Source organism: Quyinboa mangrovi, assembly GCF_042219825.1.
Classification (GTDB): Bacteria; Bacteroidota; Bacteroidia; order Bacteroidales; family UBA5342; genus JBHJHP01.
Genome location: NZ_JBHJHQ010000002.1, coordinates 320450 through 333845, shown reverse-complemented (window position 1 = coordinate 333845; position 13396 = coordinate 320450). Strand labels below are relative to the sequence as shown.

Annotated in this window: 15 protein-coding genes; 12 read left to right on the top strand and 3 right to left on the bottom strand. The window is 39.1% G+C overall.

Annotated elements, in window-relative coordinates:
• Position 1: 1 nt before the first annotated feature.
• From ACE1ET_RS04680 to uvrB, 3 genes are all read right to left on the bottom strand, one after another.
• On the bottom strand, positions 2–1105 hold the full coding sequence (locus ACE1ET_RS04680) for a DUF6340 family protein (RefSeq protein WP_375727206.1): 1104 nt from the start codon (positions 1103–1105) through the stop codon (positions 2–4).
• Positions 1102–1683: an acyltransferase gene (locus tag ACE1ET_RS04675; protein WP_375727205.1), complete on the bottom strand. Its 582-nt coding sequence runs from the start codon at positions 1681–1683 to the stop codon at positions 1102–1104. The genes ACE1ET_RS04680 and ACE1ET_RS04675 overlap by 4 nt, the downstream gene beginning before the upstream one ends.
• Before the next feature lie 140 nt (positions 1684–1823).
• On the bottom strand, positions 1824–3842 hold the full coding sequence (gene uvrB / locus ACE1ET_RS04670; RefSeq protein ID WP_375727204.1) for an excinuclease ABC subunit UvrB: 2019 nt from the start codon (positions 3840–3842) through the stop codon (positions 1824–1826).
• A gap of 223 nt (positions 3843–4065) precedes the next feature.
• Here uvrB and ACE1ET_RS04665 point away from each other — a divergent pair, with 223 nt between their 5' ends.
• The 12 genes from ACE1ET_RS04665 to ACE1ET_RS04610 all read left to right on the top strand — a co-directional run bounded on the left by ACE1ET_RS04665 (position 4066) and on the right by ACE1ET_RS04610 (position 13320).
• Complete coding sequence (locus ACE1ET_RS04665; protein ID WP_375727203.1) at positions 4066–4521, top strand: hypothetical protein; 456 nt, start codon at positions 4066–4068, stop codon at positions 4519–4521.
• A 58-nt stretch (positions 4522–4579) separates the two neighbouring features.
• Entirely contained in the window at positions 4580–5050 is a 471-nt protein-coding gene (locus tag ACE1ET_RS04660) for a hypothetical protein (RefSeq protein WP_375727202.1), read from the top strand.
• Between the two features lie 258 nt (positions 5051–5308).
• On the top strand, positions 5309–5794 hold the full coding sequence (locus ACE1ET_RS04655; RefSeq protein ID WP_375727201.1) for a T9SS type A sorting domain-containing protein: 486 nt from the start codon (positions 5309–5311) through the stop codon (positions 5792–5794).
• A 3-nt stretch (positions 5795–5797) separates the two neighbouring features.
• Positions 5798–7258 (top strand): fibrobacter succinogenes major paralogous domain-containing protein, encoded by a 1461-nt coding sequence (locus ACE1ET_RS04650; protein WP_375727200.1) that lies wholly within the window; start codon positions 5798–5800, stop codon positions 7256–7258.
• A 65-nt stretch (positions 7259–7323) separates the two neighbouring features.
• Complete coding sequence (locus ACE1ET_RS04645) at positions 7324–8799, top strand: right-handed parallel beta-helix repeat-containing protein (protein WP_375727199.1); 1476 nt, start codon at positions 7324–7326, stop codon at positions 8797–8799.
• Positions 8800–8962: 163 nt separating this feature from the next.
• Positions 8963–9637: a VOC family protein gene (locus tag ACE1ET_RS04640; protein ID WP_375727198.1), complete on the top strand. Its 675-nt coding sequence runs from the start codon at positions 8963–8965 to the stop codon at positions 9635–9637.
• A gap of 31 nt (positions 9638–9668) precedes the next feature.
• On the top strand, positions 9669–10349 hold the full coding sequence (locus ACE1ET_RS04635) for a 3-keto-disaccharide hydrolase (protein ID WP_375727197.1): 681 nt from the start codon (positions 9669–9671) through the stop codon (positions 10347–10349).
• An 18-nt stretch (positions 10350–10367) separates the two neighbouring features.
• The gene (locus ACE1ET_RS04630) at positions 10368–10817 is read left to right on the top strand and encodes a VOC family protein (RefSeq protein ID WP_375727196.1); all 450 of its coding nucleotides are present in this window, start codon (positions 10368–10370) and stop codon (positions 10815–10817) included.
• A gap of 197 nt (positions 10818–11014) precedes the next feature.
• On the top strand, positions 11015–11656 hold the full coding sequence (locus ACE1ET_RS04625; RefSeq protein ID WP_375727195.1) for a hypothetical protein: 642 nt from the start codon (positions 11015–11017) through the stop codon (positions 11654–11656).
• A 91-nt stretch (positions 11657–11747) separates the two neighbouring features.
• A complete protein-coding gene (locus ACE1ET_RS04620) occupies positions 11748–12563 on the top strand; it encodes a hypothetical protein (protein WP_375727194.1) in 816 nt (271 codons plus the stop codon).
• A gap of 104 nt (positions 12564–12667) precedes the next feature.
• Positions 12668–12799 carry a hypothetical protein gene (locus tag ACE1ET_RS04615; RefSeq protein WP_375727193.1) on the top strand — a complete coding sequence of 44 codons (132 nt, stop codon included), beginning with the start codon at positions 12668–12670 and terminating at the stop codon, positions 12797–12799.
• A complete protein-coding gene (locus ACE1ET_RS04610; protein WP_375727192.1) occupies positions 12781–13320 on the top strand; it encodes a hypothetical protein in 540 nt (179 codons plus the stop codon). Before ACE1ET_RS04615 ends, ACE1ET_RS04610 begins: the two co-directional genes overlap by 19 nt.
• Positions 13321–13396: the final 76 nt, after the last annotated feature.

Here is a 13396-nt window from a genome sequence, read left to right as displayed (position 1 = left end):
TTTAATTCATATTCAACTGTGCTTTTATTTGCTTATCTTCTTTTAATCGTTTCTCTATCACACTAATATATGAACGAATCAGGTCATAATCCGGACTTGACTCCGAAAGTACTTTCGAATCAAGATATATGTACCTCGCATTCACAAGATATTCCATTGTTTTCTCCAGATCGTCATGCATCTCATAGTAAAACGCCATATTAACTGCAGCACGTGCCTTTATTTTGCCACCGGCGCTGTCATAAACAAGTTTCCATTCCCGGAATGCATCATCCGGTTTACCATTTTGATAATATCTACTACCAACTCTTATTCCGGGAGATCCTGATTGAAAATAGACCCGTTGCACTTTCTTCCATCCCGGAAAAAGATCGGATATAGAAGCTTTTCCTGCATCCCAGGCGGCCTCAGATACTAATGTTTCCAATAACCCATGCCGACTCTCATCATCTATTTCCATGTAATCGAGATCAAAAAGCAAGGTATCTCTGTGCGTTTTAGTTGAAAGAAGCTTTAATGTTCCTGCATCATAAAACCGCCATATAGTATAATACTCTGTGTAAGCTGAATAGTAGGAATTATCTTCATTACCCATAAACCAGTTATCAGGTAAAATATTGTATTCCAAATCATTCACATAAGAAAACAAATCAAGGGAAGCTATAATATCCACATGATTTGAATCGGCGAGATTCAGAACCTGATTTGGTGATAACATCTGGTTGGTCCATGCCCTTGACTTATTTGAAAGATTACGTTCCAAAACGACAACGGTATCCAGATAATCTTCCTGATTCAAGGTATTGGCTGCATTCAGCACACATGAAATTCCTAAAGAATCAACATGTAAGGTATCTTTCAGTTCTTTTCTGCTTTGACTCCGGATTTTGCCGCTATAATTATACCTTTTTGTTGTCATGTAATTTCCCAGAGTGCCAGGCTGCTGAACCGTATTATCTACCAGTAAAATTCTACTGTATGAACCGGAAACAGGATCAGTAGCCGGCTTCAGTATTTCAATTGACAACTCTTTCTGCGCCACACATGAAGAAAGTATCAAGGCTGAAAGAATTACTAAAACAATATGTAATCTCTCCTTTTTCATTTATCTATCAGCATAACAGTATCCGTTGCTTTATCGAGCCTGTATCTCTGATGACTTTCGGGACATTCGGCTTCCTGATTTACATCAAACTTCAATTTATGACCGTAAACACTCACCCACCCGGTTTGACGTGCAGGATTCCCAACAACTAATGCATACGGTTTAATATTTTTTGTAACCACTGCACCTGCTCCTATCAATGCATATTCACCTATTTCAACGCCACACACAATGGTGGCATTGGCGCCAATGGATGCGCCTTTCCTGACCAAGGTTCTTACATACTGGCCTCTCCTGTTGACATGACTCCGGGGATTGATTACATTGGTGAATACCATGGAAGGACCAAGAAATACATCATCTTCACAAACCACGCCGGTATAGACGGATACGTTATTCTGGATCTTTACATTATTTCCCAAAACAACATCCGGTGAGATAACTACATTCTGACCAAGATTACATGTATTGCCAATCGTACACCCCGACATTACATGCGTAAAATGCCAGATTTTTGTACCATCGCCAATTTGACAATTATCATCAATAACTGCAGTCCCGTGTGCAAAGTAATTCATGTTAGCGTATTGGAAGTTTCAAGCAAAACTAATCTTTTCCCGCTATCAAAGCAATAATTGAGCCAAATTAGAATAATAGTTTAAGGAATTTTAAAATATTAATATGCTTTGTTGTTGTATCGCATTCTTTAACTTTCAATTTACATCTTTTCATTCACCAGTTCCTGCAGACGTTTAATTTCATCGCGATACTGGGCAGCTTCAATAAATTCAAGTTTTCTGGCGGCTTCTTCCATTTTCTTTTTAGTGGCAGCAATGGCTTTCTCAAGGGCATCTACATTCATATACTGTACAACCGGATCAGCTGCCACATTAACCTCTGATGGTCCCGAATAAGCTTTGGGTCTGCTTTCCTTTTCCTCTTTTCCCGAAATGGTTCTGCCTAATGCTTTTGTAATACCTTTAGGCGTAATACCATTATCGGCATTATACTTCAACTGTTTTTCCCTCCGCCTCAGGGTCTCGTCAATGGTGCGTTTCATGCTGTCGGTAATCTTATCTGCATACATGATCACCTTACCGTTTATGTTTCGGGCTGCACGTCCTGCCGTTTGGGTCAGTGAACGTTCTGAGCGTAAAAAGCCTTCCTTATCTGCATCCAGAATAGCCACCAGAGAGACTTCCGGTAAATCCAGACCTTCACGCAACAGGTTGACTCCGACCAGCACGTCAAAATCACCACGTCGAAGGCCTTCCATAATTTTTACACGTTCCAGGGTGTCCACATCCGAATGAATATAACTGCAACGCACCGACATCCTGTTCAGATATTTGGTGAGCTCCTCCGCCATACGTTTGGTCAGTGTTGTTACCAGAACCCGTTCCTGTTTTTCAACCCTTATCCGAACCTCTTCCATCAGGTCATCAATCTGATTCTGGCTTGGGCGGACCATAATTTCAGGATCAAGCAGTCCGGTTGGACGGATCACCTGTTCAGATACCACACCTTCGCATTTCTCCAGTTCATAATCAGCCGGTGTGGCACTTACAAAAATGGTCTGTCCGGTTATGGATTCAAATTCGTCAAATTTCAATGGCCGGTTATCCATGGCTGCCGGTAAACGAAAACCAAAATCCACCAGGTTTTGTTTGCGGCTTCGGTCTCCACCATACATCGCCCTGATCTGAGGAATGGACACATGACTTTCATCTATGATGGTAATGTAATCATCAGGGAAGTAATCCAATAAACAGAATGGTCGTGTACCGGGTTTCCGGCCGTCAAAGTACCGCGAATAATTCTCAATTCCTGAACAATGACCAATTTCCCTTATCATCTCCAAATCGTAGGTCACACGTTCTTCAATGCGTTTAGCTTCAAGCGGCTTGCCAATTTCCTTAAAAAAATCCACCTGTTTTACCAGGTCATCCTGAATGGTATAAATGGCTTCCTTTATGCGGCTTTTATTCGTCACAAAAATGTTTGCCGGGAAGATCATAACTGAATCCACTTCGTCCTTTTTGCTGTTATTAATGGGATCAATCAGCAGAATTTCCTCAATCTCCTCGCCCCAGAAAATAATGCGGTAAGCAAAATCGGCGTCGGCCGGATAGATATCCACTGTATCTCCTTTTACACGAAATGTGCCGTTTCGGAAATCAATTTCATTTCTTGAATAAAGGCTGTCAACCAAACGCCTTAGAAATACATTTCGCGGAATCTTGTCTCCCACTTTTACCTGTATCAGGTTGGAATGAAAATCTTCCGGATTTCCCATACCATACAAACAGGATACGGATGAAACCACCAGTACGTCCCTTCGGCCCGATAATAATGCCGAGGTCGCGGATAAGCGCAGTTTCTCAATCTCATCATTGATAGACAGATCCTTTTCAATGTACGTATCAGTGACCGGCAAATAAGCTTCCGGCTGATAATAGTCGTAATACGACACAAAATACTCCACCCTGTTATCAGGGAAAAAAGCTTTAAACTCTCCGTAAAGCTGTGCGGCCAGAGTCTTATTATGGCTCAGCACCAAAGTGGGACGTTGAACCTGTTCCACTACATTGGCAATGGTAAAGGTTTTACCGGATCCTGTTACCCCTAAAAGTGTCTGGTAGTGCTCACCACTGTTGATCCCTTCCACCAGTTGCCTGACCGCTTCAGGCTGATCACCGGTGGGTTCAAATTCCGATATGATTTTAAAATCTGCCATAAATTACATTATTATTCATAACACGTTCGGGCGTTTTCTGTTTGGTTTACCGCAATGAGAATGTAAAAATAACAGGAATAAACGACACAAGAAAAACAATATGAGGAAGAAAAAAGAAATGATCAGAAACGGCAAATGAAAGAAACTTCATGTGTCCCAATTTTGATTTTTTGATTCATTAATAAAATATCGTAAATTTACACGTGCACCTTAATTAAAAACCATGATTAGAAAATTAGTTCCTGTTATTGTCACACTACTTATTTTCATTACAATTTTAATATTCAAAAGTCAAATATTTGCAGATTCTGATAATGACCAAAACACCGTAAACCATAAGATCGAATTAAACGCATCAAAGAATTCTTCAGAATTAAAAGTGAATTCTCCATCGGGAAAACGACACCTCCTTATTCAGGAATCTAATCATTTGCCTGTTCCAATGACTGATATAACAGTGTATGAATTTAAATCAAATGGTTTTATTCTTACACGTGGTTTCTCGTACAGTTCATTATTGGTATGCTCTGTTTCTGGAAATGATACGGATGTGAAATGCAAGTGGTTAAATGACAATGAGATTCTTATTAGTTATCCTGACAGTTGTTCCGCTATTAAATTCAAATCGTCATTTGTGATGCACAACGATTCATTAAAGATCCACTATACAACCTTTTAAACAGAATACGGATGTGTTGTGAAGCTAAATCATAAACTTAAATATAAATGCTGAACATATGAAACCAACTTTTATCCCGCTTATTGCTGTACTCATTATTTTGACAATAATCCCTGCTTTAAATGACAACCTCAACATTGAACAACAAATACAGGCTGCAGACAGATACCAAACGGTTGTCGTGAATAAAAAAAACAAGGTTGTTAAAAATATGCTGTACTCACCTTCACATTCTAAATATGTTGTGACATGGGAAGAAGGTTTTGAAAAATCATTTACATATACAAATGTTATGTTGTTTTATGAAATAAAAGAGCTATATAAATCCGGTTCTCAATATTCAATAAACCAAATTTTAGATGGCAAACAGGTAATATTGCTTGAAGGAACAGACCTGAATTTAACATACAAATGGTTGAATGATCACGAACTGGACCTAACTTTTAAGAACAATTCTGATTTCATGTTACGGTATGACATGCTTGAATTCCGCGGTGATACTGTTCGGATTACCTATCATAATGAGTAGCAAATTTCTTTATTTCCGGTATTGATTAATATCATAATAAGCAACCGGCTATTCTTATTCTCGTCAAAGTTATATATATTTACAAGTGGCTATGTGATAATTTTCATTCGCTGATTGAAGCCCCCACGCCTTTTACTCATTAAATATAAGTGTAGCTTCAGGAATAATTTTCCTGATAACCCGATCTCAAAATCTCTCACGTTTTACCTCATTTAATATGATCCGGAAATTATTTACCAAATTATTAAACTGAATGGTATGCAAAATATATTACAACATCTGGTTTTTTTAGGTTGTATATCGGTTTCCCTGTCAGGAATGGCACAGGAAGCCCTTCCTGTCTCCGGGGGAATGGCTGAAGGAAGTAATGGTTCATCGAGTTTCTCTGTCGGGCAGATCCAGACAAATCCTGTTGAAGGCGACGGGGTTTATATGCTGGTAGGGGTACAGCAGGCTTTCGAAATTTCTTCTGAAGCGGGTCTGGAAGATTTTTCCGGAACGCATCTAACATTGACTGCCTTTCCCAATCCTGCCACTAATGTTCTCATTCTTGACGTGGATACCTTTTCAGTGACGAACTTAACCTACAGATTATTCGATCAGGAAGGCACGCTGGTAAAAACGGAACACATCGGCAATGTTCAAACCCGTATTCCGACAAATGACCTGGCTAAAGCCACTTATTTTCTAAGGGTACTGAAAAGCGATGAGCTTCTTAAGACATTTAAAATAGTAAAAAACTGAGTCATGAAATATCTGTTAACCTTTTATATCCTGCTTTTTCTGTCAATCTTAGGATCAACAGAGCATATCGTAGCACAAGCCCCCGAAAGAATGACCTATCAGGCAGTTATCAGAAATACCACCAATAAACTGGTGACCAACACCAGTATTGGGATTCAAATCAGTATTCTGCAGGGTTCGGTTTATGGACAGGCGGTCTATGTGGAACGGCATTTCCCGACAACTAACAGCAATGGTTTAATCACACTGGAAATCGGAGACGGCACTGTGGTAAAAGGCAGCATGTCTGAGATTGACTGGAGTGATGGCCCCTACTATCTGAAAACTGAAACAGACCTGAAGGGCGGAGCCAGTTATACCATTTCTGGAACCAGCCAGTTAATGAGTGTTCCGTATGCACTGCACGCCAAAACGGCGGAACAACTGCTTGGACAGGCATCAGAAACTGATCCGGTCTTCTCATCCAGCGATGCAGCCCTGATCAATGAAAATGATGTTTCGAATATTAAAAACCTGAGTGGAACAAATACAGGAGATCAGGATATCAGTAACCTGGCAACTAAAACAGAACTTTCAGACTCAACACAAATGCTACTCGGTAATATCCCTGATGTAAGTGGATTTATTACTGCCGAATCAGACCCGGACTACCATGCCTGGGATAAAGACTATAATGACCTTATCAATACACCGGAATCGTGGGACAGCACATATGCAAGTATCAAAAATAAACCCAATCTGAGTATCTATGCCACAAAAAACATGTCAAACGGCAGGATCACAAATCTTGGCAATCCGGTTAACGATAAGGATGCCGTTAATAAAGCCTATGTGGATGCCATTTTGAAGCAATTGAGTGATAAGGGATTGATTGTTTCCGATGTTGATGGAAATGTTTATTCCACTGTCAGGATCGGACCGCAGATATGGATGGCTGAAAACCTGAAAACAACAAAACTCAATGACGGGACAGACATTGCACAGGCCACAGATAATACCGAATGGGGCGCATTGACCGGGCCTGGTTGTTGCTGGTATGACAATGATAAAAATACCAACGAACCTTTGTTTGGCCCACTTTACAACTGGTATACTGTTGAAAGTGGCAAAATATGTCCTGAAGGCTGGCATGTTCCTTCAGATGCTGAATGGACTACTTTAGCTACGTTTTTGGGAGGCGAATCAATAGCCGCCGGGAAATTGAAAGATGCCGGTACTTCACTTTGGATCGCACCAAATGCGGCAGCTACCAATGAATACGGTTTTTCAGTCCGTCCCGGAGGATACAGAAATTATACCGGAGCATTTGGCAGCATCAATTATTATGGATATATGTGGAGCGCGACAGAAAACAATACAACAACAGCATGGTACAGAAGTCTGTACTACAATAGCGGAAACATGGTTAGAAACAGTATCGACAAAAAAACCGGCTATTCCATCCGATGTGTGAAAGATGAATAATCTTTTTCGGTTTTTTATAGCCGGATCAATGGAATAAAATACATTTGTGATTTAAAACCATCGTCATGAAAAACATCCTTACCTTTATATTGCTCATCCTCGGAATATCAGCAGGTGCCACAACCTATTATGTTGACACAAACGGAACAGACTCCAATTCCGGAACATCAGTGGATTTACCGTTTAAAACTATTACCAAAGCATTGAACCAGGTTACTCCGGGAGATTCCATTCTTGTGCGAGGTGGCATACATAATTATTCATCGACCATTTACATCTCAAAAAGCGGAACAGAAAACGACACCTGTTATCTTTTTGCTTATCCGGGTGAACGACCGGTTCTGAATTTTTCGGGAACGGATTTCGGGAAAAGGGGCATCAGTCTGACCGGAAGCTACTGGTATATTAAAGGCTTTGATATTACAAAAGCCGGCGATAACGGGCTGAATATTTCCGGTGGGAGTCACAATACAATCGAATTCTGCTCATTCTCTGAAAATAAAGATACCGGCGCCCAGCTCGGTGGCGGGGCTCACGATAATACCTTTATAAACTGTGATTCGTACTATAATGCCGATCCAACAGATTATGGTGATGCCGACGGATACGCGCCAAAGCTTGATGTGGGCAGCAATAATAAGTTTATCGGTTGCCGGGCATGGGGCAACTGCGATGACGGTTGGGATGGATACATGCGTGGCACCACCAACGTAACTACCATACTGGAAAATTGCTGGACCTGGGGAAATGGCTGGCTGAAAGACGGAACCAATCCAGGATCGCAGGCAAACGGAAACGGGTTTAAAATGGGTGGTGGCGATAACGGCAACAGTGCAATGCTGGAACACCATTTTTATCTAACCAATTGCATGGCATTTTATAACAAGGGCAAAGGATTTGATCAAAACAACAACGTTGGAACCATGTCTATGCTGAACTGTACGGCCTATCGTAATACTTCATCAAATTTTAAGTACTATAAAACCCTTGCCGCCGGCGAATCACTCATCATTAAAAACTGCATTTCCTACCAGGGCACTGTCGACATTCCCGATTTTGCTGTTCAGGCTACCAACAGCTGGTTGATGACCACACCATTTTCTGCAGACGATTTTGCCAGCATTGACACCACAGGTATTTCCGGACCACGAAAAGCCGACGGGAGTCTGCCCGATGTACCTTTTATGCATCTGGTATCGGGTAGTGTTTTCATTGATGCAGGAACGGATGTAGGTTTACCTTATAACGGATCAGCGCCCGATCTTGGGGCCTTCGAGTTTTCAGCAAATTCCGGCTTCCAACCCGCTCAGTTTGATGACGTAAAAACATTTTTCTCAAACGGAATTCTAAATATTCAGTTCTCTGTTTCAATAGATGAACCGGTTAATGCATCCTTGTATACCATCAGCGGACAGAAACTGTACTCTACCAGTTTGGATCAACAGGTAAATAAAATTACAGTTCCGGGATTACAACGCGGAATCTATCTGCTACAATTAGGAAATGGTCGGATTAAAAAGACCGTGAAAGTTCTGAACTAATTTGTACGGATTCGTATAACTTCAAAACATATTACTTGTAAAAGCGGTTAAATATATATCTGTTTTGCATCGTGAAATAGAATCCGGTGCTTCAGATAAAGTGACCGGGATTTTAATGAGCATTAATCCCAGGTAATTTTAAGCGTTTTTAATTAGGATTGTCATGCATATTCAGGAACTAACAATCTATACGTCAAAACTTTCAGAACAAATCAGTTTTTATTCGAATACTCTGGGGCTGAAAATGGTAAAACAAAATCAGGATAGTGTTTCTTATGGTATCGGACGTTCCATCCTAACATTCCAACATGCACCGGAAACAACACCATATCATTTTGCAATTAACATACCCTGTAACCAAATAGAGGAAGCACTGGTATGGGCACAAAAGGATTTAGAAATTTTGCCCTTTGAAGGTTCTGAAATTCAGAATTTTAATTCCTGGAATGCCAGAGCCTTTTATTTTTATGACCGGGATAAAAACATTGTTGAACTGATTGCCAGACAAAATCTTCATAATGAATCAAATGATGTTTTTTCAGAACATTCGTTTCTGGAAATCTCAGAGATTGGTTTACCTGTAGATGATATTGCTCCGGTTTACAGGTATATCCATAGGTCTACCGGCCTGGATATTTACAGCGGCGATATAGACAGGTTTTGTGCCATAGGTAACGAACACGGTCTATTTATCTGCATCAACAAACATAAAAAGGACTGGATACCCACTATGGAGAAGGCGTATTCTTCAGCATTTGTGTTACAGTTTGCACAAAACAAAAAGGAATGGAGAATGGAATTCAACGGACAAGAGCCGGAAATAAAATCTTTAAAATAGTTATATTCGGTTCTGTTTAAATTAAAACGCGATGATGAAATATCTGTATATAATTCTGTCTTTGTGCTTTGCATTCAACGGTTTTACAAGGGCACAAAAAACAATTCAATTATTTAACGGAAGTAATTTAACCGGTTGGTATGCGTTTGAACCGGAATCAGGAGTACATCAGGATGCCGGAGAACTTTTTAAAGTTGAGGATGGCATGATCAGGATGTACGGTGCCAAAGCCGGATACCTGATGTCGGATCAGTCTTTTCATGATTTTACCTTAACTGCTGAGTTCAGGTGGAATACAGATACAGCATTTACACGAAAAAATAATAAACGGAACAGCGGACTGATGTACTTAGTCCCTGAAACTACACCTGATACACTTTGGCCTAAGGGAATTCAGTTTCAGATTAAAGAAGGAGCGACCGGGGATTTTATTCTCTTGCAAGATGTTACCCTTATAAACAAAGGAAGCCGGACAGAGCCGGGAAGAAGTGTGGTGGTTAAACGATTGACCGATGCAGCCAACCCCATCGGCGATTGGAACACACTGACCGTTACCTACCACAACGGAACCATCAAACAGGAACTTAACGGTAAACTGGTAAACGAAGGTACTGAACCTTCCGTAACAGAAGGCAGGATCTTATTGCAGTATGAAGGTTTCCCCATTGATTTCAGAAAAGTTGACATAACTGTTGAGCCGGATCAACAATGAAATAACGGTGTATAAAAGATGAAACAGGATAAAATAATCCCCAGCCTTTGGTTCTGCACACAGAGGGGCAATATCACCGAAGTAGTAAGGTATTATAAAACAATTTTTGGTGAAGCTTTGCAGGAAGGCAGTATTATTCCGCTTGGTGAAACACCCAGTGGGAATGCTGAAATGTGTGAAATAACAATTTTTAGTCAAAAGTATTCAATGATGAGTACTGAACAGGAGCACCACTCCTTTAACGATGCCCTGTCCCTGACCATTAACTGTAAAGATCAGGATGAAATAGATAAATTCTGGAACTATTTCACAAATGAAGGTGAAGCATCGCAATGTGGCTGGTGCATCGACAAATATGGACTTCGATGGCAGGTGATACCTGAAAATCTGGGAGAACTGATGCAAAAACCCAATGCATTTGATGTGATGATGCAACAAACCAAAATTGTGATAGAGGAATACATCTAATAACCGATAATCTAATGCGACCGTAAGTCAGCAATACGATTCTTTGTACGATATTACTTTGTTTCTACCTAATAACTGACTCAGATTATATCTAAATAAGGTTCGAATATGCCGATTCGCTGAATTTATTCTTTTTTATCATTTTAAAATTAAATACCTTGTATGGGTATTAATCTCATAAGTATAGTCTTAGAATTATGAAATCTAAATGTTTCGTTGAATTAAACAGCCTTAGAAGATATCATTATTTACTTATTGTACTTATAGTTGCGTTGCATACCTCCTGTGAAGAAGAAAACGTAAACCTAAATCAGATCTTCAACTTTTATGACTATGCGTTTATTAATGGGATTGTTTGTTATGACAGTACCGGAATCAGGTTAGATTCATCGTCTTACATGTTTAATTGTACTGATTTTATCTATCCGGCCGGATTTGAAATTCCATATGAAAAAATTGAAATTAAGGCTGACAGCACAGTGGTTCTGCATTTTACTGTACATAATATTAAAAATGCCAGATACAGCCGGATAAGCCAGAAGCATGACACCTTATATTTCTATACCGACAATGCTGGTTACACTGAATTTTCATTTAAAGGCTTACTGATAGGAAATGTACTTAGACTACCTGGTTACGGTTACATATATTATAAGAAATCATGTAACGGAGCTGCCTGCATTTCCGAGACAAAACGCATAACCAGCCTGGGATTTCCTGATACAGAAGGATTAATTAATGCGTTCCCGGAAGGCCCTATCATTAATTATCCCATTCATACAATTAAAACTTTGTACATTCAACAATATGAACTCGTTTATTTGTTGCACACTGAGTAATTAATATGCCTGTATCGTATTATTAATATAGCTATATTTTTACAGATTAGCTTTTTGAATATAAATTCGTTTGCCATAAGATGCTGATATCATGAAGATATTTTTTAATTTATTCTCACTTGCTTTGATCACATTACTTCTGTCAACATCCTGCACAAAAGATAAGGCCGAAATTAAAACATTTGATCCAAAGGATTTAATAAAATCACAGATTTCAAACGATCATATAATTGCCCGCTACAGGTATTCCAGTAAGGGTAAAATTGAAGAAGTGGAAAGCAGATATTATTATAAGAAATATATGTATGACGATGAAGATAAACTTGTCAAAGAAGAGAATTCAATGAATTTAGACGTTCTTTCATCTTCTACATCATCTCCAACAGATAACGGATTAGTAACAGCTGAAAACTGCATACTTACAAATTACCGTATTTTCGTTTATGATGGGGTTGACAGCTTAAAGGAAATTGAATATTTTCATAAAGAGGACGAACATTTCACTTATAAATCAAAAAGATCTTTAATATACAACGATGGTCATATAATAAGAGTAAATCTTCACGATAAAACCGGCGAAATTAAACAATTCTTTACATATACGTATGATGACAATGGGAATGTGATCAGTGAAAAATACTATACAGAAAATATCGAGCCTGAGTTAATAAGTGAAATTACTTACAGCTATGATGATAAAAAGAATCCGTTCATCATATTTAATCAATTAGGTGTTCCCGGAATTTACACAAATTCGAATAATATTATTGAAGAGAACTTTACATTATATGTTGCCGTTCCAGGTGCCGATAGCACGACTTTCAAACGTAACACTTACGAATATAATTTACAGGGTAACCCCATAAAACTGATGACTGAATACGACGAATTTATCTACACATATTAGTTCACAATTAATAATCGCACGCTTACATTAACAGATCCAATTTATTTTAACCACTCATAAAAACCAAACAACACATGATGAACGAAACTTTTAACTGAGAAAAATTGTACAAAACAGGTGGACTGGCAGCATTCGCCATTGTCGCAATCATTCCGGTTCAAATTATTATTTTTTCGGCTTATCCGCCTCCTGAAACGGCTATGGCCTTTATTGATTTATGCATCATAACTGGTTGATTGGCATACTGAGTCTGGATTTTCTGTATTACATCAATAATGCTCTGCTAATTCTTGTCTATCTTGGCCTTTTCGCGTCCATGAGAAAAACTGATTTCGCAAACCTGCTCATTGCAATAACCATCGGTTTTATTGGCATTGGCATTTATTATGTTTCTTCTGTAGCTTTTGAGATGTTGTCGGTTAGTCGGCAGTTTTTCACAACAGAATCAATGGAGGCTAAACAACAACTTCCAGGCATTGCCAAAGGATTGATTGTAACGTATAAAGGAACGGCCTTCGATGTGTATTATGTGTTTAATGCCATTACCCTGCTTATTATTTCAAAGACAATGTTGAAATCAGGTATATTTAGTAAAGGAACAGTCATCTGGGGAATTATCGCCGGACTTTTAATGATCATACCTTCAACTGCCGGCACATTAGGTTTAGTATTCTCGCTTGTTTCACTGCTACCATGGATTATTTTTTCAGTAATGGCCGGAAAAAGATTATTGGTTCTTTCTGCTAAAACAGTTTGAAAAGCGTGTAATACCATCGGATGACATAATCAGTCGCTTTTAAATTTTATTCCTAAAAAAGTTTAAAATATTACGT